A 24,357-nucleotide genomic window follows, 5' to 3' on the forward strand; every position below is an offset into this window, starting at 1 on the left:
GCAGGTCAGCCGGCGCGGCCGGTCAGCTCGCGCTCGCCTCGAGACCCTTCAGCTCGCGCTCGAGGTTGCGTCGTGCTCGCGGCTCCCAGTCCTCGGGGGCCGCGGGCGAGACGAAGAGGCGTGCTGATCCGAGGAGCGCGCGAAGCACCGACGCTCGGCCGACGCGCCACCGCTCGTCGGTGACGTGCGCGTAGTCGCGCCGCACGAGGGCGACGTAGCGCGCGTAGCCGTCCTCGGTCCTGGCGAGCACGGCGAGGTCCGCGTCCATGAGGATCTCTCCCGCCGCATCCCCTCGCTGGACCTCGTGGTCGATCGTCGCCAGCACGAGGCGCTCGACGTCGCCGACGAGCTCGGGTGCCAGGCCCAGGGCGCCGAGCCGCTCCACGGCGAGGGCGGCGCTCGCTCGCTCGTCGTCGCCCGCGGCGCCCTCGTAGACGGCGTCGTGGAACCAGGCGGCGAGTCGGGCCGTGAGCAGTTCCCGCTCGCTCAGCGAGGCGCCGAGCTCGGCGGCCCGGAGGCGCATGGTGTCGATGGCGTCGAGCACCGAGAGCAGGTGTGTGGCGTCGTGGTAGTGGCGGGCGGGGCCTGACCAGGCGTCGAGCAGGTCGTCACGGAGAGCATCCGTCGCCGACTGCTGATCGTCCCCCATTCCGAGCTCGTCCCAGCGGCGCATCAGGGTGAGGCGGGCTCGCTTCGGCCGGTCCCTGGCTGGCACCCGCACGCCACCGGCGACGAGGCGGCGCACGAGCGTGGAGCCCGAGACCGGCTCGGCCCCGAGCGCGACGAGGGCCTCGTACTGCTCGGCCGGCACGTCGTAGTGGTCGACGTCGAACGCCCGGTCTCGAATGCCGGCCCGCGCCGCGAACTCGTGCAGCTCTCCGAGGGCCGAGTCGGAGACGAGATGCGAGAAGGTCGTGCCGTGCGCGGGCCAGACGGGCGGATCGATCAGGATGACCATCCAGAGAGACTACGACTACCCTTGCCACATGGTCTCCCGTGTCAAAGGTGCAGTTGTCCGTGGCAAGAACGAACCGGTGTCGATCGAGACGGTGCTGGTCCCCGATCCGGGGCCAGGCGAAGCCGTGGTCGACATCATCACGAGCGGTGTCTGTCACACCGATCTCCACTATCAGCAGGGTGGGATCAGCGACGACTTCCCGTTCCTGCTCGGTCACGAGGCCACGGGTCGTGTGTCGGCGATCGGCGAGGGTGTGACCGAGATCGAGGTCGGCGACCGGGTCATCCTGAACTGGCGCGCCGTGTGCGGCGAGTGCCGCGCCTGCGCGAAGGGGCAGCCGCAGTACTGCTTCAACACGCACAACGCGACGCAGAAAATGACGCTCGAGGACGGGACCGAGCTCTCCCCCGCGCTGGGCATCGGCGCCTTCATCGAGAAGACGCTCGTCGCCGCCGGACAGTGCACGAAGGTCGACGAGGAGTCGGACGCGGCGGCGGTCGGCCTCCTCGGCTGCGGTGTCATGGCCGGCATCGGAGCCGCGATCAACACCGGTGAGGTGAAGCGCGGCGAGTCGGTCGCGGTCATCGGCTGCGGTGGCGTCGGCATGGCGGCCATCGCCGGTGCCGCCCTCGCAGGGGCCACCACGATCATCGCCGTCGACATCGACGCGGCGAAGCTCGAGCGTGCGGCGCACTTCGGCGCAACCCACACCATCAACTCCCGCGAAGAGGACGTCGTCGAGGGCGTCCGCGCCCTCACGGGCGGCTTCGGCGCCGACGTCGTCATCGAAGCGGTCGGACGGCCGGAGACGTACAAGCAGGCGTTCTACGCGCGCGACCTCGCTGGCCGGGTTGTCCTGGTCGGGGTGCCGACCCCCGAGATGAGCCTCGAGCTCCCGCTGCTCGATGTGTTCGGTCGAGGCGGTTCGCTGAAGTCTTCCTGGTACGGCGACTGCCTCCCGAGCCGCGACTTCCCGATGCTCGTCGAGCAGTACCGTCTCGGCAGGCTGGACCTCGACGCGTTCGTGTCGGAGCGCATCGGGATCGAGGACATCGAGGCGTCGTTCGAGCGGATGAAGGACGGCACCGTCCTCCGATCGGTGGTGGAGCTGTGAGCGGCCACGGGAAGGTGCGCATCGATCGCATCGTGACGAGCGGCACGTTCTCCCTCGACGGGGGGATGTGGGACGTCGACAACAACGTGTACCTCGTCGGCGACGACGACGACGTGGTGGTCATCGACCCTGCCCACGACGCGCAGGCGGTCCGGGACGCGGTGGGAGATCGGCGCGTGCGCCGGGTCCTCCTCACGCACGGGCACGACGACCACATCGCGGCGGCACGGGAGTTCGCTTCTCTCGTCGACGCGCCCATCGCGCTGCACGGCGGCGACCGGATGCTCTGGGACGCCGTCTACCCCGACACGGCACCCGACATCGAGCTCGCCGACGACGACCGCATCCTGATCGACGAGGTCGACCTGCAGGTGCTGCACACCCCGGGCCATTCGCCCGGGTCGGTGTGCTTCTACGCGCCGGCGCTCGGAACGCTCTTCAGCGGCGACACGCTCTTCAACGGCGGCCCGGGCGCTACGGGACGCAGCTACAGCGACTTCGGGACGATCATCGCCTCGATCTCGGAGCGGCTGCTGACCCTGCCCCCGGAGACGACGGTGCTCACGGGACACGGCGACGCGACGTCGATCGGCGCGGAAGCTGGGCATCTCGAGGAATGGATCGCGCGTGGTCACTGACACACAGGCCGGGGCAGCCGACGCATCCGCCTACGACGTGATCGTGATCGGCGCGGGCCCAGTCGGCGAGAACGTCGCGGACCGCGCGGTGCGTGGCGGCCTCAAGGCGCTCATCGTCGAGAAGGAGCTCGTCGGCGGCGAGTGCTCGTATTGGGCATGCATCCCGTCGAAGGCGCTCCTCCGCAGCGGTTCAGCGCTCCGCGCGGCGCGCGCGGTCCCCGGCGCTCGGGAAGCCGCGACCGGCGACCTCGACGTCTCGGCCGTTCTCGCCCGGCGCGACTCCTACGTCTCCGATTGGGACGACGAGGGTCAGGTGAAGTGGCTGTCTGGCGCAGGCATCGATCTGGTCCGCGGGCACGCGCGTCTGACGGGAGAACGTCAGGTCACCGTCGGCGACACCACGTACGCGGCGAGGGTCGCCGTGGTCATCGCGACCGGTTCGGCGGCGCTGCTGCCCGATATCCCCGGCCTCGCCGACGCGTCCCCGTGGACGAGCCGAGAGGCGACCGCCGTCAAGCGCATCCCCGAGTCGATCACGATCATCGGCGGTGGTGTCGTGGCGGTCGAGATCGCGACCGCGTACACGGACCTCGGTGCGAAGGTGACGCTGCTCGTCCGGAGCCGCGTGCTCGGCGGGTTCGAGGAGTTCGCCGGGAAGGCGGTGGCTGACGCCCTGCGCTCCCGGGGTGCGGAGGTCATCCTCGGCGCTTCGCCGTCGAGCGTGACCCGGGACGCTGCTGGCCGCGTCGCGGTGAGTGTTGACGATGGTCGCGTCCTCGAGAGCGATGAGCTGCTCGTCGCGACGGGCCGCGTCCCGCGCACCGACGACGTGGGCCTCGAGGTGGCCGGGCTCGAGCCTGGTTCGTGGATCGACGTGGACGACACGATGCTGGTGCGAGGCAGCGACTGGCTGTACGCGGCGGGCGACGTGAACCATCGCGCGCTCCTCACCCACCAGGGCAAGTATCAGGCTCGGGCTGCAGGCGACGCGATCGCGGCTCGGGCCGCGGGCCGTGCTCTCGACGACGGGCCGTGGGGCGCCCACGTGGCCACGGCCGACCACGTCGCGGTGCCGCAGCTGGTCTACTCGGACCCCGAGGTCGCGGCGGTCGGTCTCACGAGCACGGCCGCGGAGAAGCAGGGCCTTCGTGTGCGGTCGGTCGACGTCCCGATCGCCAAGGTCTCCGGGGCGTCGCTGCACGCCGAGGGATACGAGGGCACGGCCCGGATGGTCGTCGACGAGGACCGAGGCGTCATCGTCGGATTCACCATGGTCGGGCCAGACGTGGGCGAGCTGCTGCACGCGGCGACGATCGCAGTCGTCGGGGAGGTGCCGTTGTCGAGGCTCTGGCACGCGGTGCCGTCGTTCCCGACGATGAGCGAACTCTGGCTGCGTCTCCTCGAGGCCTACGGGCGCCCCGAGTAGCGGACGGCGCACGGGGGCAGCGCTGGGCGGCCCGGGGGCTGGCGGCACGGGGGCGGGTGCTCGATGCACGCTCGCCTGCCCCCGGCCCCTATCCTCGGGCGCCTGCCTTGGGCGAGTGTCCGCGCTCGCCTGTCCTCGGGCGCCTGCACTCGGGCGCGTGCCCTGAGGGCCTGCCCTCAGACGACTGCACTCGGGCGCCTGCCCTGAGGGCCTGCCCTCAGACGACTGCCCACGGACGCTTGCCCTGAGGGCCTGCCCTCAGACGACTGCCCACGGACGCTTGCCCTGAGGGCCTGCCCTCCGACGACTGCCCTCGGGCTCCCGCCCTGAGTGCCTGCCCTTGGACTCCTGCCCTGACTGCCTGCCTTGGGCGCCTGCGTAGGTGCCTGTCCGTCGCGTTCCTGACGCGGGGCCCGGCTTCAGGCGCCAGCGCCGGCGAAGACCTCTCGCACGGTCGGCGCTCCGACGGCACCCGGAACGATCTCGATGGCGTCACCCGCGGCGACCCTGCCCGTCTTCGCGACGCGCAGGTACGCGCCAACACGGCCGGTCGAGCCGAATCGTCTGACCCAGCCACGTTCGTCGTGGCCGCCGACCCAGCGGGCGAAGGTCTGGCACGGAACCCGTGGGGCGGTGACGACGAGCTCGACGCTGCGGGACGAACTCGCCGAGGTCGGGTCGCCGATGCGGAGGGTGTCGCCGACACGGAGCTCGTTGACGTCGAGCCCGTCGATGCGGAGGTTCTCGCCGAAGAACCCCGGTGGGAGGTCTCGTCCGAGCTCTGCCGCCCAGTAGTCGGCGTCGGACTGAGAGTAGGCGTAGACCGCCTGGTCGAGGCCGCCGTGATGCTTGCGGTCCGCTTGCACGTCGCCGTAGACCCCGTAGCGGCCAACCTTGACGGCCCCATCGACGGGGCGCTTGTCGATGGCGGTCACGCCGATGGCGCCGGGGTCCCGGCGGAGCTGCGCGACGGCGCAGACGGCGAGCAGACTGGCCAAAGTCGGCTCAGTTGGCGCGCTTGGCGTGCAGCTTGGCGACGCGGGCGTCCTCGGCGCGGACCTTCGCCTGGACGCCGCGCTCGTGGGAGAGCCATGACGGGGCCTCTTCGAGGAGCGCCTGGATCTCGGCGGTCGTGAGTGCTTCGGTGACGCCGCCCCTGGCGAGGCCGGAGTTGGTGATGCCGAGTTTGCGGGCGACGACGTCGCGCGGGTGGGGGCCGGTGCGGCGCAGCTCTTGGAGCCACTCTGGCGGGGTCTCCTGCAGTTCGAGGAAGGCGCTGCGGGTGAGCGGGGTCTCCTGGAACGTCCCCGGGGTGGCCGGCAGGTAGATGCCGAGCTTCTTGGCTGCGGTGGCCGGTTTCATGGTCTGTTCGGAACCGCGCTCGGCTGCGGTCTGGTTCTCGTCCGTCGGCTGGTTGTCGGTCGAGGTGCCCTCTGATTCGCTCATCTGTGCATCGTACCCAGTAGCCTTGCGGGCATGGAGACTCCGACGCACCTCACGGTCGCTCTCGCCCCCGGCATCAATCCACGCAAGTGGTCTCGTGTGTGGGAGGAGCGACGAGCGGAGACGCCGCTGGAGTTCACGACCGTGCACGCGGCCGAGGCTCGCCAGCTTGTCCTCGACGATGCTGCGCAGGTCGCTTTCGTGCGCCATCCCTTCGACCGTGATGGCGTGAACGCCATCGACCTGTTCGCCGAGGATGTGGTGGCCGTGGTCGCCGTCGAGTCGGACCTCGATGTCGACGAGCCGCTGCGGCTCGAGGAGCTCGACGACTGGCAGCTGGTGCTGGCAGCTTGGACGCCGGATTGGGCGGAGGCCGCTGAGCGGCTCGGTCTCGACTCGGGCGCGTCGGCCATGACCACCGACGCGGCGGATGCGATGGAGCTGGTGGCTGGAGGCGCTGGAGTTGCCGTCGTTCCGCAGTCCGTCGCTCGGCAGCACGCGCGGAAGGATGTCACCTACCGGGTCATCAGCGATCTCCCCCGGGTTCCGGTGTCGATCATCTGGGCCGCTGAGGATGATCGCCTCGACACGGAGGAGTTCGTGGGCATCGTCCGGGGACGGACGGCCGGGAGCTCGCGAGGCCGCACGGGCGCGAAGTCGGCGGCGTTGCAGCGGGAGGAGCAGCAGGCGCTCGCCGAGGCTGAGCGCCGGGTGAAGGAGCAGCAGAAGAAGCGGGCGACCGCAAAGCGGATCGGCACGTCGTCCGGCACGAGCCGTGGCGCCCAGCTGGCTGCGAAGCGGGCCAAGGCTGGCGGCTCGGGCGGGAAGCGCAAACGCCGCTAAGCCCGGCAAAGATTCTGTACGCGTCTCGGACGCTGCCCGTCCTCCTCCGTCGGGTCTGCGCGCGCCAGGCGCCGAATCAGGGGCACACGGCGCATGTCGTGTCGCCCGGCCAACCGGTGTCGCCCGGCCAACCGTTGTCACCCGGCCAAGCGGTGTCACCCGGCCAACCGCTGTCGCCCGGCGAAGCGGTGTCGCCCGGCCAACCGAAGCGTGTCGCCAATCGGTAGCGCCTGTCCGCGCTGCCGGGCCGCGAACCCTGGGGCCTCGGTCAGAACGGAGCTTCATCTGCTGCTCTCGTTTCCGGGGGCTCGGCAGCGGGCGGACTCGTCCCGCGGTTTGCTGGCGATGACTCTCCCGGCGTGAGGTAGTCGTCGTTGGGGGTGAAGTAGACGTCGTGGTGCTCGGGTCTGTCTGTGCGCGCTTTGCCGCTTGGGGTGCGCCAGTCGAGGATGCCGCCGCCGAGTTGTTCGACACTCCAGGCGGTGGAGTGTTTCATGACGTGGTGGTGTTCGCAGAGCCCGCAGAGGTTCTCCAGGGTTGTGGTGCCGCCGTGTTCCCAGGCGTGGGTGTGGTCGAGGTCGCATCTCGCGGCGGGTTGTCGACAACCGGGCCAGCGACAGTGGATGTCGCGCGCGGCCAGGAAGTTCCGCATGGCCGCCGTAGGGCGATAGCTGTCGACGGCTTCGACGGTGCCCGTGATCGGGTCGGTGAGGATCCGGAGGAACGACGGCGCATTCGCGGCGAGACGCATCGCCTCCTCGAGCGGAACCGGGACCATGCCGTCGAGCAGAGCTGGAGCCGGGGTGAGGCGGGTAGCGCCTGACGCGCGGCTGGCGCCGGCAACGACGCCGCCCGTACCATCAGGGCCGCTCACGCCGGCACCGGCAACAGCACTGGCATCACGGGCCGCGCCGTTTCTTCCCGGCGCGGTGAGGGCAGAGAGGATCGGGATCGTGAAGGCGACGTTCGCCTGAATGCCCGCCGCAGTGGCGCAGGACATCGGGTCGGACGTGAGCAGCATATCCGCGAACAGGTCGGCCTTGACCTCGCCGATGGTGCGCTCATCGGGCGCATCCACGGCGGGGTCGGCAGCTGCGTCGATATCGGCGTGGGCGCCGGCATCGACATGGGCGTCGGCACGGGCGTCGACATCGGCGGCGACATCGGTGCGGGCGTCGACATCGACATGCGCCTCGGCGCGGGCGCCAGCAGCGGCATCGGCATCGGCATTTGCCCCTGCCCCGAACGGGCCTCGCCTCCCGGCTGTACCGGCGCTCGTCGCGCTCCTGGCGAATTTCGCGTTCGCGGGTTTCGGTCGCGCCTTGATGAGCGCCTTGCCCTGCTTCCGCAGCCGGTCGGCGATCGCCGTCCCCTCGATCAGCGGGAGCCTCGCCCGCAGAAGGCACATGCCGTTCTCCGTTGCCGTCACCGACACATAGCGGGTCTTCCGCGCCCGCTCGTGCCGCTCGGACACCGATTCCTCCGTCAGCGACTCCGCGACCCGAGCCGCGGCCATCCGCAGCGCCTTCGGCGGCAGCACACGCGAGCCCAGCTCGGCGAGCATCACCCGCACGAACTCTCCCCGCCGCGCCCCCTGCTCGACCGAATCGACATGCGAGACCGACAACCCGGCACCCGTGAGCACCCGCAGCTGCTCTTCGCTGATGCTCCCCTCACCGAGCGCATCGACCAGACCAGGGAACTCGCGAACGGCGATGCCAGCATCCGACAGCGCGCCTTCGGCCGCCGACTGCCCGACCTGCTCGATCAATGCGACCTCCGCCGCGACCGACTGCACGTGCATGGCATGCTCCGCGGTGCCGTCGAGCGCATCGAGAACCGACGCCATCTCCGCCAACTTCGCGCGTACCCGCACCTGGTCGGCAGCCACGATGGCTGCCATGACAGCGAGGTCCGCATCCCAGTCCAGCAGGAACTTCCGCCACGCCTCGACCGAAGCCGGGTCGTGGGGGTCAAGCCCCAGGACCTTCAGCGGTTCACCGTCGTACGAGTACATACCTGCATGTTGGACCGGACCACCGACATTTAAGGCGGCCGCGGAAAATCCAGCAGAAAAGCCCAGGTCCCGTGCGTGTCTCGCGCACCACTCGCACGCTTCGAGCGGCACCATTCGCCGGTGGTAGGTTCAGACCCTCGAACAAGGAGGTTCGCTCATGCGGAAGGTCACGTACTCACTCGCCCTCACGCTCGACGGCTACATCAAGGACGAGGACGGCAGCTTCGACTGGGGCGACCCCAGCGAGGAGGTGTTCCGCATGGCGACCGACGAGGTTCGTGGTGCCGACGCCCACCTGATGGGGCGTCGGCTCTACGAGACGATGGTCTACTGGGAGCCCACCGATGAGGAGCGAGAGTACGGGCAACTCGAGGAGGAGTTCGCAGAGCTCTGGCGTGCCCTCCCGAAAGTGGTCTTCTCGAACACGATCGCCGAGGTCCGCGGCAAGACTCGGATCGCTGGCGGCACGCTCGCCGAGGAGATCGCCCAGCTGAAGAACGAGCCAGGTGATGGCGCGATCGCCATCGGTGGCGCGGAACTCGCACACCAGGTCGCCGACCTCGACCTGATCGACGAATACCTGCTTCGCATCTGCCCGGTCCTCGTGGGAGGCGGAACCCCGTTCTTCTCCCGGAACAACCGCCGCACAGCGCTTGAGCTGCTGGACTCGCGCACCTTCGAATCAGGGGTCGTGCACCTCCGCTACCGCGTCATCCGGTGATCTGGGCCGCCGCGGCGATGACCTGAACCATCATGCTTTCCGCGACCAGCCGATCGCGGGGGCAATGTGTTCGGCGATGGTCGCAAGCAGGCGCGTGTTGTAGGCGACTCCGAGCTGGTTCGGCACCGTGAGCAGGAGCGTGTCTGCGGACTGGACCGCCGCGTCCGCTGCCAGCTCTTCGGCGATGCGGTCAGGGGCACCCTGGTACGTGCGCCCGAACCGAGAGCGCATGCCCTCCAGCATGCCGACCTGGTCGCCTTCGCTGCCGCCGCGTCCCCCGAAGTAGGTGACGTCTTCATCGGTCGTGATGGGAATGACGCTGCGGCTGACGGAGACGCGCGGCTCGCGCGCGTGTCCTGCAGCCGCCCACGCGTCACGGAAGCCCTGAATCTGCTCGGCCTGCAATTCGTCGAATGGCACACCGGTGTCTTCGGTGAGCAAGGTCGAGCTCATGAGGTTCATGCCCTGCTCGGCGACCCAGACCGCGCTCGCACGGCTCCCGGAACCCCACCAGATGCGGTCGTCGAGGCCCGCCGAGCGCGGCTGGATGGGCAGTGGGGCCTTGGATCCCGTCATCTGCGGGTTGCCCTCGACTAGACCTGCACCCGTGATGGCCGCGCGGAACAGCTCAGTCTTCGCGCGGGCCAGATCGTCGTCGGTCTTCCCCTCCGGCGGGGTGAAGCCGAACGCGTGCGCGCCGTTCCGGGCAGGCTCCGGTGAGCCACGGCTCAGCCCGAGCTGCAGTCGGCCTTCTCCGCCGGAGTGGGCGCTGATGAGGTCGGCCGCGGCGGCCTCCTCCGCCATGTAGAGGGGGTTCTCGTAGCGCATGTCGATGACGCCCGTGCCGATCTCGATCCGGCTCGTGCGCGCCCCGACGGCTGCGAGCAGCGGAAACGGCGCGGCCAGCTGCCGCGCGAAGTGGTGGACCCGATAGTACGCGCCGTCGATGCCGAGCTCCTCGGCGGCGACGGCGAGCTCGATCGACTGGACGAGCGCATCACCGCCGGTCCGTGTTCCCGACTGGGGTGACGGGTGCCAGTGTCCGAATGAGAGGAAGCCGATGTTCTTGCGCATGCAGGACACAGCGTTCGGGCCCTGCGTGGCATTCCCGGTCCGTCCTCCACCGGATTTGTCGGTGGCCGCGGGTACCGTGCCGACATGACGAACGTGATCTACAACACCGCGACAACGCTTTCCGGATTCATCGCAGACGACGACAACTCGCTCGACTGGCTGTTCGTGGTCGAGCAGCCTGAGGACAACAGCTTCGGCCCGTTCCTCAAGGGCGTCGGTGCCCTCGTCATGGGCTCGACGACCTACGAGTGGGTCTACAACCATGAGGGGCTCGACGAGCATCCCGAGAAGTGGCGAGACTCCTACGCCGAGCGTCCCGCGTTCGTGTTCACGACACGTGAGCTCCCGGTCCCGGAAGGACTCGACATCCGCCTGGTCCGAGGCGCCGTCAGCGACCACTTCGGCGAGATCGCAGAGGCGGCCGGCGATGGCGATGTGTGGGTGGTCGGTGGCGGCGACCTGGCTGGTCAGTTCTACGAGGCCGGGCAGCTCGACGAGATCCGACTCTCCATCGCCCCCGTCACCCTCGAGTCAGGGGCGCCGGTGCTCCCCCGTCGCATCGAGGCGGATGCGCTCCACCTGAAGTCGGCGCACGTCGAAGGCCAGTTCGTGCACGCGCACTACGAGGTCCGTTACCCGCGCCCCTGACGTAGCCTCGCCGACGTCGCGAGGGCGAGCAGCAGCGTCGCGACCGCGAGAGTCGCAATCGAGAGCGCCGGCGCGCCTGCCAGCCACGGCAACGCGAGGCCGAGACCGAGGGCAACGGAGAGGAGCACGTCATCGAACTGCCAGGCGAGACGCGCGATCACCGACAGGTCACCGACCTCGCTCGGCATCGGCGTCAGCAAGAGGGGAGGCAGGTGACCCCGCGCGGCATCGAATGCTCGGACGGCGACCAGGGCCAGGGCCACGAGGAGTGGTACCGGACCACCCCCTGACACCGCGACGACCGCGCCGACGACGAGCACGACGAGGGCCACTGGGAACACCGCGTGCAGGAGAAACTGCTCTCCGACCGGGGTTCCGAAGACGGCGGCGCCGACCGCAGCGTCGGCGGCGTGCCGGAAGCCGTCTGCGAAGGTCCCCAGCGCGAGATACATGAGCACGGATGCGACGGCGGCGATGCCAGCGATCGCGCCGGTCGACGCGGCCGCGCCCGCAAGCTCGGGAGCGCCCGAATGTCCCGTGGCCGACCCGAGCAGCACGGCTCCGACCGCGAGGCCGAGAATGCCGAGAACCGTGCGCTGGGGCGTCCGCATCGCGCCGACCGCGTCGCGGACCAGCATCCGGAGGACACGTGGTCCACCGACCACAGCGCTGAGCCTTCTTCCTGTCGTGGGGCGCTCTCGGTACGTCGCCGCAGCTCCCGCCAGCTCGCCGGTGGCAATCGCGACAGACGCCGACTCGCGGCGTCCCGCCTGCAGCAGCAGAGCGTCACCGCGCAGACGATTGAGGAGGCAAGGCACACCGGCGAGTGCGACAACCGCCGAGGCGACCAGCAGAACTGTGCCGGTGATCCCGGCACTGGCGTCGCCGACAAGACCGGCCCAAGCCGCCGCGAACCAGTGACCCGCACCGAAGGGAGACGCACCCCAGACCGCCAGGAGCAGGGCGCCAGCCCACACCCGCGGGCCGACGAGCAGCTGACCGAGCAACGCCGACACGACGCCGAGCGAGGCCACCGCCACGGCTGCGACAGCACAGGCCACCACGGCCAGAGGCCGAGCGCCGAGGCCCACCACCAGCGCGGCTCCAGGCAGACACACGACAGCGGCGGAGACCGCGGCCGCGACGATCAGGCTCTTCACGAACGGGCGCCGCAGCGTGAGCATCCTAGGGAGATGGTTCGAGCCGAGCGTCACCGTCGCGAACGGGGCAAGGAGGGCCGGCCCTCGCACAGTACCCACGAGCATGCCGACGGGGCCGACTGCGGCCGCGAGGAGACGAAGCTGCTCGAGGAAGTCCGCAGAGGTCAGCCAGCCGATCGACGCAGGTTGCAGGAGCGCGAGGAAGAGCATCCGCACGATGGGAGCAACGGCGATGAGCCCAACGGTGACAGCGAGGTAGACCCGGTAGGCGCCCTCACGCCGCCGCGGGGTCATCGTCACCACCAGTCCTGCGACCGTCATCCGGGGTGCCGCCTCGGGCACCGGGGCTGCCCCCGAGACGCAGCTCGGCTGCACCAAGCTCATCGATGAGGGGACGACTGTGGGTCGCCACGACGATCGCAGCTCCCCGCTCGCGCTCCTCGGTCAGGATGCGGGCGAGCAGCTCGCGCCTGTGCTCGTCGAGGCGCTGCTCCGGCTCATCGAGCACCAGCACCTCGAACGGTCGTGCAAGTGCGGTGGCCAGCGAGAGGAGCTGGAACTGGCCGGACGACAGCTCGTGCGGGAAGCGATCGGCAAGGTCCAGGATGCCGAGACGCACGAGCACCGCATCGGCGCTGGCATTGGCGTCGCGGACCGAGGCACCCCAGGAGGCGGCCACCGCGGTGAGATGCTCCCGCGCGGTCATCGTCATGGAGAAGGGGACGGACCCGAGCAGCGCCGCGAGCCTTCGCCGGAACTTCGGGCTCCGTTCATCGACGGGTTCCCCACCGACGAGGACGTGGCCGGAACTCGGTGAGACCTGTCCCGTGAGCGTGCGCAGCACTGTGGTCTTTCCAGAACCGTTCTCGCCGGTCAGGCACAATATGGAGCCCGCCGCCACCTCGAACTCGACTGAGGCGAGCACAAGGGTGCCGCCGCGTCTCACGGACGCTCCTTCGACGCGGACCGCTGGCATGCGATCATCCTCCCGTGCCCACAGGCCCTGAGCAAGTCACGTCACCAGCAGCTGGCCCACGGCGTTCGTCTGGACCTCGACGTCACGAACGCGGTGTCGCCCGCGATCAGCCGCGAAGCGTCTCCAGGAAATGACCGAGGCGCTCCAGGCCCTCCACCAGTTCAGTCGTGGAGGCGGCGTAGGAGAGCCGCACGTGCGTCTCCCCCGTCGCTGCCCCGAAATCGCGCCCAGGCGTGAGGGCTACGTGTGCCTCCTCGAGCGCTCGGTCACAGAACTCCCACGCGGAGAGACCGGTCGATGCCACGTCGAAGTACACGTAGAACGCCCCGTCTGGAAGGACCGGGACCGGCAGCCCGATACGGGTGAGCCCATCCAGCACGAGGTCGCGTCGCGCACGCAGCTCAGTGCGCCGCGCTTCGCAGAGGTCGAGCGACTCGGGCGTGAACGCGGCGAGCGCCGCTAGCTGCGCGGGTGCCGACGCCGAGAGGAAGTAGTTGGTTGCCAGCTTCTCGACGGCGGGCACGAGGACCTCCGGCAGCACCGCCCAGCCGAGCCGCCACCCCGTCATGCCGAAGTACTTCGAGAAGCTGTTGATGACGATCGCGTCCGGGTCGACGCTGAGGACGCTCCGCGGAGGCGTGCCGTCAGCACCGGGGTCGGAGAGGTTCAGGTAGATCTCGTCGACGATGCGCCACGCGCCGCGTTCGCGGGCGAGCGCGCAGATCGCCTCGAGTTCATCGAACGGTATCGACGTTCCGGTCGGGTTCGATGGTGTCGCGACCATGAGCGCGTTCGTGAGCTCGCTCCAGGCGGCCCGCACGCTGGCGAGGTCGAGCTGGTAGCGAGACCCGACGGTCGACGGCGCGCTGACGACTCGGCCGCCGAAGCTCTCGACCAGCTGACGATTGCACGGGTAGGAGGGGTCGGCCATGAGGACGTCGTCGCCGTTGTCGGTGGTTGCGGCGACGACCAGCAGCAGCGCTGCGGACGCTCCTGAGGTCACGATGATGCGCGCCGGGTCCACGTCGACACCGTGGCGGAGCTGGTAGAAGCCGCTGATCGCCTGGCGGAGGGCGGGGAGCCCGAGCGCAACCGTGTAGGGCAGCGGACGACCGTCCATGGCTTCGCGCATGGCGTCGCGCACGGCTGGCGGTGCCCCGAAGTCAGGTTCGCCGAGCGAGAGCTTCACGATCCGGTGACCAGCGGCCTCGAGAACCGCCGCCCGCTGCCCGAAGGCCATGGCGTGGAACGGCTCGACGGTCTGGGCGCGATGCGAGAGCTTCATGGTCCAAGGATGCCAGGAGCTGCACCGCGGCCGTCGCTGCGCGGTGCCGTCGGTGGTGCCAGCTACGCTGATCGGAACGGTTCAGAGCTGGGGGCGGCATGGAGATTCTTCTGACGGGGGCGACGGGATTCGTGGGCACGGCCGTGCTCGCTCGGCTGCGCACGATGCCGGACGTCACTCGTGTCCGGGTGCTGTCGAGAGGACCTGACCGCGCCCCGCGAGGCGTGGATGTCGTGCGCGGCGATCTCGCCGAGACCAGGACGATCGTCGGTGCCGCCGAGGGGGCAGATGTCGTGATCCACGCAGCCGGCTACGTCGGGAACGACCCGCGCATGGCCACCTCCGTCAACGACGCGGGAACCCGTGCTCTCGCTGGCGAGTGCACACGGTCGGGGGCGCGACTGATCGCCGTCAGCACGACCGCCGTGTACGGCCCCGGCCCGCACCGCCTCGCCCGTGAAGGCGAGGTCGCGATGCATCCGGTTTCCGCGGCGAGCGTGTCGCGGAGCGCCGGCGAGGCCCATGTGCTGTCGGCTGGCGGCACGGTCGTCAGGGCCGCCCTGACGTATGGGGGCGGCGACCGCTGGTTCATCCCGACTGCGCTTGCGGGCGTTCGCGCCCTCGGTGGATGGGTGGGCGGTGGGAACGCGCGCCTCTCGACCGTCCATGTCAGCTCGCTGGCGGCGCAGATCGTCCTCCTGGCCACTGACTCCGGGGAGCTTCCTGACGCGATTTTCCATGCCGCAGACCCCGAACCCGCGACATTCCGGGAGATGCTCACGAGCGTGGCGCGTCGGCTCGGCCTCGACCTCCCCAAGGTAGACATCCCGGTCGACGACCCGCGCCTCGCTGAGGTGCCTCCGCAGCTGCTGCAGCGAGCCTTCGTCGAGCACACCTACGACGGCGAGCTCCTGCGTCGACGAACCGGCTGGCGTGGGCATCGCGACCGCGACCTCAGATTGTCTCGCGCAGACCTGGACTGGTATGCCTCCGTCACACGGTGATGACGGCACGCAGGCGAGGGGTCGCCCCCTCGATCACGTGCAGCCACATGCCCGTTGGGATCGCCCTGATGACCGCGAGCCCGCGGCCTCCATCAGATGCTGCGTCTGACCGGAAGACCGCAGCGAGGAGCGTCCTGTCGTCGCTCGCGAAGACCATCGACCCAACGTCGACCCACGCTGCCCGCCGACCGCCGGCTCGCGGCCCCTCCACGCGAACCGCCCCCTGCGCGTCCTTCGCGATGATGACTGCATCGCCCGAGAGGAGCGAGGGAAGGTCGGCCAGCTCGTCCAGGGAACGCCGCCCCTGAGCCAGGAGCACAACTGCCGTAGCCGTCTCCCCCTCGAGGCGACTGAGGATGACCAAGTCGAGGTGCCTGGTCCGGACCTCCGTGAGCGCGTGGTCACCGGGCCGCGCAAGCAGCCACGGGTTGCCACCGCGATGCTCGGCGACCACCCGAAGACGTCCATCTGCAACGGCCGACCGCACGGCGAGGTGCATCTGACGGTCTGGATGCACGAGCACTCCCATGTGTCCCCTCTCGGATCGTGAGCAGTTGGTTTCCCGATCGGCCCAGGGCAAGCTAACATACAGAACACTCTGTTTTGTACGTCACTCCTCGTGGGCCCCTCTGCCAACTGGCGCAGATGACGCCGCGCCGTGATGTCTGCTCACCGAGATCACGGGCGTCGTGGCGCAGAGCGACGCCGAAGGGGGCATTGATGCGGGTCAGCCGAGAACTCGTCCACAAGGACAGCGAAGAGTCGATGCTCATCGCCACGATGGATGAGGTGAGTCCGGATGCGTACCTCGCTCGTCTGCGCACGATCCCGACTGTCGTGCAGGCGGCTGGCGCCCGGTCGACCGCGGTCTCATCACCGACCCTCCTCGGGCTCGAGATCACCAGGCAGCTGGGCCTCCTCATGGGGCACCGAGCGGGCGGCATCCCGCTCGATTGGGCCTTCCTCCTCAACGAGCTGACCTTCAAGGGGTCGGATGCGTTCGGGCTCGGCATCGCGACGAACGCGGCGGCGATGACGGCCTCGGTTCGCATCAGCAGCGCGCGCGTCCGAGCTGGGCGCTGCGACGAGATGACGGCATTCGCGGTCTTCGAAATCGATCACGACGTCGTCGCGGAGGGCTCGGGCTCGTTCCGGTGCGTGCCCAGGCGCACCTACTCGGCACTGCGCCGACGTCAGCTGCAGTCCCCCCGCCAACCCCGCCCCAGCAGCAGCGGAGCCCTCGCCGAGGTCTCCGTGCACGGTCTGGACCTCCAGGCGCACCTGGGCTGGCCATCCGCCAACCGGCTCATCTTCGACCACGAGGTCGACCACGTGCCCGGCCTGCTCTTCGCCCAGGCAGGGATCGAGGCGCACGAGCACCTCACGGGGACAGCGCCCCATGAGGTGGCGCTTGTCTGCCCTCGGTTCGCCGAGATCGGAGAGGTCGTCTCCATCAGCGCAAGGCGTTCGGGCCACCAGGTCTCTACGGCGGCAGACCAGGCGCACGAGCGTGTCGCCCAGGTTCGATGCGCGTGAGGCCCTGGCGAATTCGGCCCCTCCCGCTCGCCCTCCCTCGGCGGCGGGGTCTTCGTCACTACACTCACTGGCTATGACCGCCCTCCCCCGACCGTCCAACGCGCCCCAGCAGCAGCGGAGCGTCGAGACGCGGAGTCGGCTGGTGCTCGCGGCCGCCACGACCTTCGTGGAGTTCGGCTTCGCGGGGTCGACGCTGGCGCGGATCCGCGAGCACTCCGGGGTGACCAACGGTGCGTTCTATCACCACTTCGCGACGCGCGAGGCGGTCGCCGAGGCGGTCCTCGCCGAGTACGCGGAACGCGCGACGCGCTCGGTGACGGATGCGACGACCTCCGCGACGAGTGGAATCGAGGCTCTTCTCAAGGTTTCGCTCGCGTTCGCCCAGCTCCTGCGCAGCGACGTCGTGGTGCTTGCTGGGGTCCTGGTCACGACGGAGATCGGGTCGAACTTCCTCGCTCACGGCCCGTATCTCGACTGGCTCGCCCGCCTGAAGCCGCTCATCCAGCTCTGCCAACGCGAGGGAAGCATCCGCCGCGATGTGGCGGCGGCGGACCTGAGCTCGCTCCTCGTGTCGACGTTCACGGGGACCCAGCTCCTCTCGGGCGCCGTGAGCAGCCGACAAGACCTTGTGACCCGGGTCGCCACGCACTGGCGGATCATCCTGCCCAGTCTGACGACGCCCGAGGAGGCTGCGCGCGTCACTGACCTCCTCGACTCGGTGTTCGATGACGACGTTGCTGCCCGCTGACCGACCAGCCGAGCCCGACAGCCCCGACAATCCCGACAATCCCGTGACGATCCCGTGACGATCCCGTGACGACCCCAACCGAGCTGGCGTCCGGCTGAGAGGAGATGACGCATGCCGTTCGCAGACGAACTGCTCGGACGACAGCAGGCCTCCGCCATGACGGACCTGCTCGAAGCGGCGGCCGGCGTTCGCCTCACCGAGACACGCAGCGCGGCCCTCCAGCTCGATGACCTCGCGCTGGGTGCTCGGAGCGCGCACCTCGCCGCCTCGCTTGCCGTCGACCTCCCTGTGCCGTACCCGGCCTTCGCCGCGATCGTGCGCCGGGCGCTGGAGTCCGCATCCCTCACCGGGTGGATGATCTGGCCCGTCTCGGTCGCCGTTTCCGCTGCAGCGATCGCCGACGGCGGTGAGGAGGCGTTCGACGACGGCATGCAGCTGCTCGCCGAGCTGACCCATCGGCTCACGTGCGAGTGGGCGGTTCGGGCGATGCTTCGTGCGCGCCTCGAACGGGCCCTGGGGATCATGCTCGCGTGGACCCGCAGCCGTGATGAGCACGTGCGTCGCCTCGCGTCCGAGGGGACGCGCCCATACCTTCCGTGGGGAACGAGGGTGGCTGGGATCACTCGCGACGCTCGCCTGACCGCACCGATCCTGAACGCTCTCTACAGGGACGAGAGCGAGTACGTCCGCCGCTCGGTCGCGAACCACCTCAACGACATCAGTCGGCATGATGCGGGACTCGTCTGCGAACTGGCCACGGCGTGGCTCGCGGAGGGCGACGAGAACACACCGAAGCTCGTACGGCACGCCCTCAGGACGCTCGTGAAGCGCGGCGACCAGGAGGCGCTGGGCATCCTCGGCTTCGTCGCGGCCGACGTGATCGTCGACGGGCCGACGCTCGACCGCAGCAGCATCGTGCTCGGCGAGGAGCTGCTCATCTGCGGAGCGATCCGGAACAGCGGTCAGGAGCCCGCGAAGCTGGTCGTCGACTACGTGGTGCACCATGTCAAGGCGGATGGGAGCAGGACCCCGAAGACCTTCAAGATCTCGACGACCACGCTCGCTCCGGGCGAGACGCTCGAGATCGCGAAGCGTCACAAGATCGTGCCGATCACCACACGCCGGTACCACCCTGGAGTCCACGCCATCGAGCTGCAGGTCAACGGCGTCCGATTCGGCTTCGCCGAGTTCGAGTTGCTTCCCGACGTCGTGTGCTGAGATACGGACATGTCCGAGACACCAGCCGACGATGTCGGCACGCAGACCATTCGCATCGAGCGCGTCGTCGCCGCTCCCCGGGAGGAACTGTGGCTGTGGTTCACGGATAGCGACCGGACTGCGCAGTGGATCGGCCCCTGGCACTACACCGATGAGGATGCCAGGCAGATCGGACTCCAGCTGGTGGCTGAGGAGGGCACCCCGGCGAGCAGCGCGACGATCGGTCGCTGTGAGGCGCCGGGAGTGCTGGAGGTCACGACCGAGGATGCTGCAGGCGTGTGGCATCTGCAGGTCTCGCTGGAGCCTGAAGGCCCCGGTGGAGCATCGACGCGGCTCATCTTCGAGCACTTCGATGTGCCCGTCGGCATGCTGACGGACATCCGTGCCGGTTGGAACTTCTACCTCGACACGATGCTGGCGGCGAAGGATGGGCTCGAGAAGCCCGTATTCGAGGACTACCTCGAGCCGCCGACCCCCGGTGCCGACTGAGACGGGACCCCAGCAGCCACCCGCCGAGGAATGTCATTCCCGGTCATGATGGATGGCGTGTCACATTGTCGAGACACAGCCTCGGTAGCCTGTGCTCATGCTCGAAGCCCCTACGAACTCCCCCGCCAGCCGAACTGAGGCTGGCGCAGAACTGCCGGACGAACTGCGCTCGGATGTGCACCTCCTCGGCACCCTGCTCGGTCAGGTCATCACTGAGACGGGAGGCCCGGAGCTCCTTGACGACGTCGAGCGGCTGCGCCGCCTCACGATCGCGGCGTACGAGCATGGGGCCGAGGCGGCGGACGACTCGTTCGCGTCCGCCGAGGAGCTGGTAGATGGCCTCTCGCCGGCGCGTGCGGATGAGGTCGCCCGCGCGTTCACCTGCTACTTCCACCTTGTGAACCTCGCCGAGGAGCACCACCGGGTTCGCGTGCTCCGGTCCCGCGGCGCCTCCCCAGCGAAGCAGCAGGAAGACACGATCTCGCAGGCGTTCGCGCGACTCAGCGCGGAGATCGGTGAGGACAAGGCGGCCGAGCGCGTCCGCAGCCTCCGATTCCACCCGGTGTTCACGGCGCATCCCACTGAGGCCCGCCGCCGGGCGGTGTCGTCCGCGATCCGCCGCATCAGCGACCTTCTCGAGGAGCGCGACGAACTGCGTTTCCTCGGCTCCGATTCCGACGGCAGCGCGGCTGCCCAGGAACTCACGCGTCGCCTGCTCGAGGAGATCGACCTCCTCTGGCGCACGTCACCGCTGCGCAGCGACAAGCCGACTCCCGTCGACGAGGTGCGCACCGTCATGGCGGTCTTCGACGAGACGCTCTTCACGACCGTCCCCCGCGTGTACCGCCGGGTCGACGAGGCACTGCAGGGTGGCATCTCCGGCACGGTCGCTCCGCTCGCGAAGCCGTTCGTGCGAGTTGGCTCCTGGATCGGCGGCGACCGCGACGGCAACCCGTTCGTGACCGCCAAGGTCAGCCGACAGGCGGCCGTCATCGCCTCCGAGCACGTGCTGCTGGGCCTCGAGCGCGCATCCGCCCGAATCGGCCGCACGCTCACGCTCGGCTCCGACACGACCCCGCTCGATGCGGCCGCGGCAACCCTGCTCGCGCGCCTCGGGAGCGCCGACGAGTCGGCCGCCGCTGAGATCGCACAGCGCTCGCCCGGTGAGCCGCACCGCCGAGTGCTGCTACTCATCGCGCGTCGCATCGAGGCCACGCGGCGCCGCAACGCCGACCTTGCGTACACGGTGCCGGACGAGCTGCTGCGCGAGCTGCGCATCCTGCAGGCCTCGCTCGTCGCAGCGGGCGCGGGCCGGCACGCGTACGGCGAGCTGCAGCACCTGATCTGGCAGGTGGAGACGTTCGGCTTCCACCTCACGGAGCTCGAGGTGCGCCAGCACTCCCAGGTGCACCGCAAGGTGCTCGCCGAGCTCGCCGAGCTGGAAGCCGGGGACGAGCCGAGCGAGCTCGCCGCCGAGGTCCTGGACGTGTTCCGCTCGGTCGCGTTCATCCAGGAGCGTCACGGGCCTCGCGCAGCGGGACGCTACATCGTCTCCTTCACGCAGTCATCCGAAGACATCGCCAACGTCTTCAAGCTCGCCCTGGCGGCGACGGGTCCGGGCGCGACGCCACCCGCGCTCAACGTGATCCCGCTCTTCGAGACGTTCGCCGATCTGCAGGCGGCTCCCCGCATCCTCGCCGAGATGCTCGAGCAGCCTGAGGTCGTCGAGCTGCTCGCCGGCAATGGCCGCAGGCTCGAGGTCATGCTCGGCTACTCCGATTCCTCGAAGGATGTCGGCCCCGTTGCCGCGACGCTCGCCCTATACGAGGCGCAGAGCCAGATCGCGGCGTGGGCGCAGGAGAACGGCATCGAGCTGACGCTCTTCCACGGCCGCGGTGGCGCTCTCGGGCGTGGCGGCGGCCCCGCGAACGTCGCGATCCTCGCCCAGCCGCCGCACTCGGTCGACGGCCGCTTCAAGCTGACCGAGCAGGGCGAGGTCATCTTCGCCAGGTACGGCGACCCGGACATCGCGGCCCGCCACATCGACCAGGTCATCTCCGCGACGCTGCTCGCCTCCGCACCCTCAACGGAGTCGCGCAACGCGAACGCCGCCGAGAAGTACGCCGGCGTCGCGGCCACGATGGATGCGGCCTCGCGTGAGCGCTTCTTCGCGCTCGTCAAGGCGCCCGGCTTCGCGCCCTGGTTCGCCCGCGTCACCCCCATGGAGGAAGTCGGGATGCTCGCCCTCGGCTCGCGTCCGGCCCGCAGAGGGCTGTCGGTCGAGTCGCTCGAGGACCTGCGCGCCATCCCCTGGGTCTTCGCGTGGACGCAGGCTCGCATCAACCTCACCGGGTGGTTCGGTCTGGGCACCGCCCTGGAGGCGGTCGGTGACCTCGAGCAGCTGCAGGCCGCCTACGCCGAGTGGCCCCTCTTCCGTTCGATGATCGACAACGTCGCGATGAGCCTCGCGAAGACGGATGCGCGTATCGCGCGCCGCTACCTCGAGCTCGGGGATCGGCCGGAGCTCGCGGGACTCGTGACGGACGAGCTTGATCTCACGGCCAGCTGGGTCACCCGCATCACGGGCGGTGCCGAGCTGCTTGAGCGCAAGCCGGTGCTGCAGCGTGCCGTGAAGATGCGCAGCCCGTACGTGGACGCGCTCTCGCTGCTGCAGCTCCGCGCACTGCGCCGACTGCGCGACGACGCCAGGAAGCCCGACAGCGACGAGGCGGCGGAGCTTCAGCGCCTGCTGCTGCTCTCGGTCAACGGTGTCGCAGCCGGACTGCAGAACACCGGCTGACGCTCCGCGGCGGCGGGACGTCGTCGCGCGAAGCCGGCAGAGCATGGCCGTCACCCGTCTGGGTGGCGGCCATGCTGTCGATTCAGCTCCCGCGGATCTGCCCGTCGAGGTAGACCCAGCGGCCCTCGTCGCGGATGAATCGGGCGCGCTCGTGGAGGAGGCCCGCGCCGTCAGGGTCCCGGTACGCGGCCCGGAACTCGACGACCCCGGATTCGTCCTCCGGGCCTCCGTCGAGGGTGTCGACGATCTGCAGGCGTCGCCAGACGGTCCCGTCGTCGAGGTCGATCTCGTCGGGCCTGGTCGCCTCCGCCCACGTCTCCGCGAGGTAGCCGGGCAGGCCGAGCGCAAACGCCGAGTAGCGGGAGCGCATGAGCGCCTCGGCTGTCGGCGCGGGACGACCGGCGTGGAATGCTCCGCAGCACGACTCATATGTGAGGCGGCTACCGCACGGGCAGACGTCAGCAGCAGGCGGGGCCGTGTTCCCAGCGTCTTCGGCAGCGGCTCGCGAAGAGCCTCGGGGCGACCCCTCCGGTGCGCTCACTCCCCCGCCGCTGGCTTCGTCGCCACACCGTCGAGCCAGAGCGTGTCGGACTCGTCGCCGTGTGCCCCGGCCTTGCCGACATGCTTGGCGCTGATCTGCGGGCCGTTCTTGATGACGTGCACCAGCGCCATGCCGTGCCCGCGACCTAGGTCGTAGTCCTCCTTCAGCCAGGCCAGGATGTCGCCCGCCTTCGTGTCTGGCGCGTCGAGGCCCTTCTCCTGCGCGATGGCGATGAACTGACGCGGCGTGAGGCCCGTCTTGCCCTCGATGTTGTCGAGGTACGACTGGAACGACATGGATGCTCCCTCCCTGGGTTCGCCGCTGATCGGCGACCGTGCTGGCATCCTAGCGATCGGTGCTTCCTCCCAACTCCCTGCGGATCGGACCGGGCCGGTGGCGACAGGAGGATGATGTGGCTATGTCGCACCATCCAGCACTGTCGCGGCCGTTGTTCCACGACGCAGACCAGAATTTCGAAGCCAAGATCGTTCTCGGATCCGTCGGCGCAGGCGCTGGCGACCTCGGGGAGATCTTCGCCACGCTCGCCGCTGTCGAGGACGGCAAACGAGAGTCGTGGGTCAGGGCCTGGTTTGCGAGAGCGCAGGCCACGCAGCAGCTTGCGCAGGTCTCCGAGAGCAACGGGCGGACCGCCACCGCGGCCGCGCAGTGGCTGCGAGCATCCGCCTACTACGGCCACGCGCTCAACGCGATCGCGGCCATCGGCGACACCGACGGGTACGCCAACGCGTTTGCCATGCACCGCGCGGCCTGGGACCGCTTCGCATCGCTCAGGCGTGTCCCTCTCGAGGGTCGTTCGATCCGCTACGGAAAGGGCTCCCTTCCCGGGTACCTGCAGCGCCCGGATGTGCCGCCGCGGGACGGACGGTCACCCCTGCTCGTGCTGGTCAACGGCAGCGACGGGACGCTCACGGATCTGTACTCGACGATCGGTGCGGCCGCGGCGGCCCGCGGGTACGCCGTGCTGTACTTCGACGGGCCAGGGCAGCAGAGCCAGCTCGTCACCGGCACCCACTTCAGGCCGGACTTCGAAGCAGTCCTGACACCGGTGATCGACCACGCGCTGGGCCTGCCCGGCATCGACGGGTCCCGCATCGCCGTCTACGGGGTCAGCCAGGCGGGGTACTGGGTGCCGCGGGCGCTGGCTTTCGAGCACCGCGTGGCAGCGGCGATCGTCGACCCCGGGGTGACGGACGTGTCGACCTCATGGGCCGGACACCTGCCGTCTCCGCTGCGCCACGAGCTGGAGAAGGGCGACTCGAAGCACTTCGACCAGTACATGAAGCTGGGCCTCGGCCACAGCGCCGCCGAACGAGCCGTGTGGAACTTCCGCGCCAAGCCCTACGCGAGCACCGGCTACTTCGCGGTCTATCGGGAGGTCGGGAAGTACCGGCTCAGTCCGGAGACCGCCGGCTCGATCACCACGCCGCTGCTCATCACGGCGCCGGAGAACGAGCAGTTCTGGCCGGGACAGTCCGACGAGCTCGCCAGCTTCGTGCCCGACGCAGAGCTGGTTCGGTTCACGGCCGTCAACGGTGCCGATTCGCATTGCGAGCCCCTCGCCCGAATCGCCGTCAACGAGGTGCTGCTCGACTGGCTCGACGCGCGCCTCGGGGTGCCCGAGGGCACGCGCGAGGCCGTCGCTACGGAGTCGGCGGTCCGGTGATGCACCTGGTTCCCGGCGGCAGTCGCGGGCCGTG

General features: G+C 69.6%; 24 protein-coding genes. 13 read left to right on the forward strand and 11 right to left on the reverse strand.

The features are described from left to right. Nucleotides 1-22: 22 nt before the first annotated feature. Entirely contained in the window at nucleotides 23-958 is a 936-nt protein-coding gene (locus HDC34_RS10825) for a DUF4031 domain-containing protein (RefSeq protein WP_179556838.1), read from the reverse strand. 28 nt (nucleotides 959-986) lie between these two features. On the opposite strand from HDC34_RS10825, the gene HDC34_RS10830 reads away from it, so the two are divergent. The 3 genes from HDC34_RS10830 (at nucleotide 987) to HDC34_RS10840 (ending at nucleotide 4,136) form a co-directional block, all read left to right on the forward strand. After that, complete coding sequence (locus HDC34_RS10830; protein WP_104311803.1) at nucleotides 987-2,072, forward strand: S-(hydroxymethyl)mycothiol dehydrogenase; 1,086 nt, start codon at nucleotides 987-989, stop codon at nucleotides 2,070-2,072. A gap of 65 nt (nucleotides 2,073-2,137) precedes the next feature. Beyond that, complete coding sequence (locus tag HDC34_RS10835; protein WP_179557158.1) at nucleotides 2,138-2,710, forward strand: MBL fold metallo-hydrolase; 573 nt, start codon at nucleotides 2,138-2,140, stop codon at nucleotides 2,708-2,710. Continuing rightward, the gene (locus HDC34_RS10840) at nucleotides 2,700-4,136 is read left to right on the forward strand and encodes an NAD(P)/FAD-dependent oxidoreductase (protein ID WP_179556839.1); all 1,437 of its coding nucleotides are present in this window, start codon (nucleotides 2,700-2,702) and stop codon (nucleotides 4,134-4,136) included. Before HDC34_RS10835 ends, HDC34_RS10840 begins: the two co-directional genes overlap by 11 nt. 419 nt (nucleotides 4,137-4,555) lie before the next feature. On the opposite strand, the gene HDC34_RS10845 is transcribed toward HDC34_RS10840, so the two are convergent. Then, nucleotides 4,556-5,134 carry an MOSC domain-containing protein gene (locus tag HDC34_RS10845; RefSeq protein WP_104311801.1) on the reverse strand — a complete coding sequence of 193 codons (579 nt, stop codon included), beginning with the start codon at nucleotides 5,132-5,134 and terminating at the stop codon, nucleotides 4,556-4,558. Nucleotides 5,135-5,141: 7 nt separating this feature from the next. Beyond that, nucleotides 5,142-5,498: a DUF5997 family protein gene (locus HDC34_RS10850; protein ID WP_179557159.1), complete on the reverse strand. Its 357-nt coding sequence runs from the start codon at nucleotides 5,496-5,498 to the stop codon at nucleotides 5,142-5,144. 114 nt (nucleotides 5,499-5,612) lie between these two features. Between HDC34_RS10850 and HDC34_RS10855 the strand changes: the two genes are divergently transcribed. Next, a complete protein-coding gene (locus HDC34_RS10855) occupies nucleotides 5,613-6,422 on the forward strand; it encodes a LysR substrate-binding domain-containing protein (protein WP_179556840.1) in 810 nt (269 codons plus the stop codon). 268 nt (nucleotides 6,423-6,690) lie between these two features. Here the strand turns inward: HDC34_RS10855 and HDC34_RS10860 are convergent, their stop codons facing one another. Continuing rightward, the gene (locus HDC34_RS10860) at nucleotides 6,691-8,553 is read right to left on the reverse strand and encodes an HNH endonuclease signature motif containing protein (RefSeq protein WP_179556841.1); all 1,863 of its coding nucleotides are present in this window, start codon (nucleotides 8,551-8,553) and stop codon (nucleotides 6,691-6,693) included. 43 nt (nucleotides 8,554-8,596) lie between these two features. On the opposite strand from HDC34_RS10860, the gene HDC34_RS10865 reads away from it, so the two are divergent. Then, nucleotides 8,597-9,160, forward strand: a complete 564-nt coding sequence (locus tag HDC34_RS10865; RefSeq protein WP_179556842.1) for a dihydrofolate reductase family protein — start codon at nucleotides 8,597-8,599, stop codon at nucleotides 9,158-9,160. 30 nt (nucleotides 9,161-9,190) lie between these two features. On the opposite strand, the gene HDC34_RS10870 is transcribed toward HDC34_RS10865, so the two are convergent. Further along, a complete protein-coding gene (locus HDC34_RS10870) occupies nucleotides 9,191-10,234 on the reverse strand; it encodes an LLM class flavin-dependent oxidoreductase (protein WP_179556843.1) in 1,044 nt (347 codons plus the stop codon). 84 nt (nucleotides 10,235-10,318) lie between these two features. On the opposite strand from HDC34_RS10870, the gene HDC34_RS10875 reads away from it, so the two are divergent. Then, a complete protein-coding gene (locus HDC34_RS10875) occupies nucleotides 10,319-10,882 on the forward strand; it encodes a dihydrofolate reductase family protein (RefSeq protein ID WP_179556844.1) in 564 nt (187 codons plus the stop codon). On the opposite strand, the gene HDC34_RS10880 is transcribed toward HDC34_RS10875, so the two are convergent. From HDC34_RS10880 to HDC34_RS10890, 3 genes are all read right to left on the reverse strand, one after another. Further along, on the reverse strand, nucleotides 10,867-12,363 hold the full coding sequence (locus HDC34_RS10880) for a hypothetical protein (RefSeq protein WP_179556845.1): 1,497 nt from the start codon (nucleotides 12,361-12,363) through the stop codon (nucleotides 10,867-10,869). The genes HDC34_RS10875 and HDC34_RS10880 overlap by 16 nt on opposite strands. Beyond that, nucleotides 12,317-13,018 (reverse strand): ABC transporter ATP-binding protein, encoded by a 702-nt coding sequence (locus tag HDC34_RS10885; RefSeq protein ID WP_179556846.1) that lies wholly within the window; start codon nucleotides 13,016-13,018, stop codon nucleotides 12,317-12,319. Before HDC34_RS10885 ends, HDC34_RS10880 begins: the two co-directional genes overlap by 47 nt. A 106-nt stretch (nucleotides 13,019-13,124) precedes the next feature. After that, on the reverse strand, nucleotides 13,125-14,303 hold the full coding sequence (locus tag HDC34_RS10890; RefSeq protein WP_179556847.1) for an aminotransferase class I/II-fold pyridoxal phosphate-dependent enzyme: 1,179 nt from the start codon (nucleotides 14,301-14,303) through the stop codon (nucleotides 13,125-13,127). Nucleotides 14,304-14,401: 98 nt separating this feature from the next. Between HDC34_RS10890 and HDC34_RS10895 the strand changes: the two genes are divergently transcribed. Beyond that, a complete protein-coding gene (locus tag HDC34_RS10895) occupies nucleotides 14,402-15,307 on the forward strand; it encodes an NAD(P)-dependent oxidoreductase (RefSeq protein WP_179556848.1) in 906 nt (301 codons plus the stop codon). Here the strand turns inward: HDC34_RS10895 and HDC34_RS10900 are convergent. After that, nucleotides 15,297-15,836: a hypothetical protein gene (locus HDC34_RS10900; RefSeq protein ID WP_179556849.1), complete on the reverse strand. Its 540-nt coding sequence runs from the start codon at nucleotides 15,834-15,836 to the stop codon at nucleotides 15,297-15,299. The genes HDC34_RS10895 and HDC34_RS10900 overlap by 11 nt on opposite strands. Before the next feature lie 191 nt (nucleotides 15,837-16,027). On the opposite strand from HDC34_RS10900, the gene HDC34_RS10905 reads away from it, so the two are divergent. From HDC34_RS10905 to HDC34_RS10925, 5 genes are all read left to right on the forward strand, one after another. Further along, nucleotides 16,028-16,843 (forward strand): AfsA-related hotdog domain-containing protein, encoded by an 816-nt coding sequence (locus HDC34_RS10905; RefSeq protein ID WP_179556850.1) that lies wholly within the window; start codon nucleotides 16,028-16,030, stop codon nucleotides 16,841-16,843. 73 nt (nucleotides 16,844-16,916) lie between these two features. Beyond that, nucleotides 16,917-17,591 carry a ScbR family autoregulator-binding transcription factor gene (locus HDC34_RS10910; protein WP_104311789.1) on the forward strand — a complete coding sequence of 225 codons (675 nt, stop codon included), beginning with the start codon at nucleotides 16,917-16,919 and terminating at the stop codon, nucleotides 17,589-17,591. Nucleotides 17,592-17,702: 111 nt separating this feature from the next. Then, a complete protein-coding gene (locus HDC34_RS10915; RefSeq protein WP_179556851.1) occupies nucleotides 17,703-18,809 on the forward strand; it encodes a DNA alkylation repair protein in 1,107 nt (368 codons plus the stop codon). 9 nt (nucleotides 18,810-18,818) lie between these two features. Continuing rightward, on the forward strand, nucleotides 18,819-19,298 hold the full coding sequence (locus tag HDC34_RS10920) for an SRPBCC domain-containing protein (protein WP_179556852.1): 480 nt from the start codon (nucleotides 18,819-18,821) through the stop codon (nucleotides 19,296-19,298). A 97-nt stretch (nucleotides 19,299-19,395) separates the two neighbouring features. After that, nucleotides 19,396-22,098, forward strand: coding sequence for a phosphoenolpyruvate carboxylase (locus tag HDC34_RS10925; RefSeq protein WP_179556853.1), 2,703 nt, complete (start codon nucleotides 19,396-19,398; stop codon nucleotides 22,096-22,098). 82 nt (nucleotides 22,099-22,180) lie between these two features. Here the strand turns inward: HDC34_RS10925 and HDC34_RS10930 are convergent, their stop codons facing one another. Next, nucleotides 22,181-22,639, reverse strand: a complete 459-nt coding sequence (locus HDC34_RS10930; RefSeq protein WP_179556854.1) for a YchJ family metal-binding protein — start codon at nucleotides 22,637-22,639, stop codon at nucleotides 22,181-22,183. Further along, on the reverse strand, nucleotides 22,636-22,935 hold the full coding sequence (locus tag HDC34_RS10935) for a DUF4287 domain-containing protein (RefSeq protein WP_104312558.1): 300 nt from the start codon (nucleotides 22,933-22,935) through the stop codon (nucleotides 22,636-22,638). Before HDC34_RS10935 ends, HDC34_RS10930 begins: the two co-directional genes overlap by 4 nt. 122 nt (nucleotides 22,936-23,057) lie before the next feature. Here HDC34_RS10935 and HDC34_RS10940 point away from each other — a divergent pair, with 122 nt between their 5' ends. Then, entirely contained in the window at nucleotides 23,058-24,323 is a 1,266-nt protein-coding gene (locus HDC34_RS10940) for a S9 family peptidase (protein WP_179556855.1), read from the forward strand. Nucleotides 24,324-24,357 lie beyond the last annotated feature (34 nt).

Origin of the sequence: Pseudoclavibacter sp. JAI123, assembly GCF_013409665.1 — a bacterium.
Taxonomy (GTDB): domain Bacteria; phylum Actinomycetota; class Actinomycetes; order Actinomycetales; family Microbacteriaceae; genus Pseudoclavibacter.

Bases quoted from the DNA above. Each gene is read 5' to 3' on its own strand.
- HDC34_RS10935 (WP_104312558.1), bottom strand. From the start codon at position 22,935: ATGTCGTTCCAGTCGTACCTCGACAACATCGAGGGCAAGACGGGCCTC.
- HDC34_RS10855 (WP_179556840.1), top strand. From the start codon at position 5,613: ATGGAGACTCCGACGCACCTCACGGTCGCTCTCGCCCCCGGCATCAAT.
- HDC34_RS10860 (WP_179556841.1), bottom strand. From the start codon at position 8,553: ATGGTGCCGCTCGAAGCGTGCGAGTGGTGCGCGAGACACGCACGGGAC.
- HDC34_RS10825 (WP_179556838.1), bottom strand. From the start codon at position 958: ATGGTCATCCTGATCGATCCGCCCGTCTGGCCCGCGCACGGCACGACC.
- HDC34_RS10850 (WP_179557159.1), bottom strand. From the start codon at position 5,498: ATGAAACCGGCCACCGCAGCCAAGAAGCTCGGCATCTACCTGCCGGCC.
- HDC34_RS10875 (WP_179556844.1), top strand. From the start codon at position 10,319: ATGACGAACGTGATCTACAACACCGCGACAACGCTTTCCGGATTCATC.
- HDC34_RS10910 (WP_104311789.1), top strand. From the start codon at position 16,917: ATGACCGCCCTCCCCCGACCGTCCAACGCGCCCCAGCAGCAGCGGAGC.
- HDC34_RS10940 (WP_179556855.1), top strand. From the start codon at position 23,058: ATGTCGCACCATCCAGCACTGTCGCGGCCGTTGTTCCACGACGCAGAC.
- HDC34_RS10895 (WP_179556848.1), top strand. From the start codon at position 14,402: ATGGAGATTCTTCTGACGGGGGCGACGGGATTCGTGGGCACGGCCGTG.
- HDC34_RS10915 (WP_179556851.1), top strand. From the start codon at position 17,703: ATGCCGTTCGCAGACGAACTGCTCGGACGACAGCAGGCCTCCGCCATG.
- HDC34_RS10865 (WP_179556842.1), top strand. From the start codon at position 8,597: ATGCGGAAGGTCACGTACTCACTCGCCCTCACGCTCGACGGCTACATC.
- HDC34_RS10880 (WP_179556845.1), bottom strand. From the start codon at position 12,363: ATGACGGTCGCAGGACTGGTGGTGACGATGACCCCGCGGCGGCGTGAG.
- HDC34_RS10920 (WP_179556852.1), top strand. From the start codon at position 18,819: ATGTCCGAGACACCAGCCGACGATGTCGGCACGCAGACCATTCGCATC.
- HDC34_RS10890 (WP_179556847.1), bottom strand. From the start codon at position 14,303: ATGAAGCTCTCGCATCGCGCCCAGACCGTCGAGCCGTTCCACGCCATG.
- HDC34_RS10885 (WP_179556846.1), bottom strand. From the start codon at position 13,018: ATGCCAGCGGTCCGCGTCGAAGGAGCGTCCGTGAGACGCGGCGGCACC.
- HDC34_RS10925 (WP_179556853.1), top strand. From the start codon at position 19,396: ATGCTCGAAGCCCCTACGAACTCCCCCGCCAGCCGAACTGAGGCTGGC.
- HDC34_RS10830 (WP_104311803.1), top strand. From the start codon at position 987: ATGGTCTCCCGTGTCAAAGGTGCAGTTGTCCGTGGCAAGAACGAACCG.
- HDC34_RS10835 (WP_179557158.1), top strand. From the start codon at position 2,138: ATGTGGGACGTCGACAACAACGTGTACCTCGTCGGCGACGACGACGAC.
- HDC34_RS10870 (WP_179556843.1), bottom strand. From the start codon at position 10,234: ATGCGCAAGAACATCGGCTTCCTCTCATTCGGACACTGGCACCCGTCA.
- HDC34_RS10905 (WP_179556850.1), top strand. From the start codon at position 16,028: ATGCGGGTCAGCCGAGAACTCGTCCACAAGGACAGCGAAGAGTCGATG.
- HDC34_RS10900 (WP_179556849.1), bottom strand. From the start codon at position 15,836: ATGGGAGTGCTCGTGCATCCAGACCGTCAGATGCACCTCGCCGTGCGG.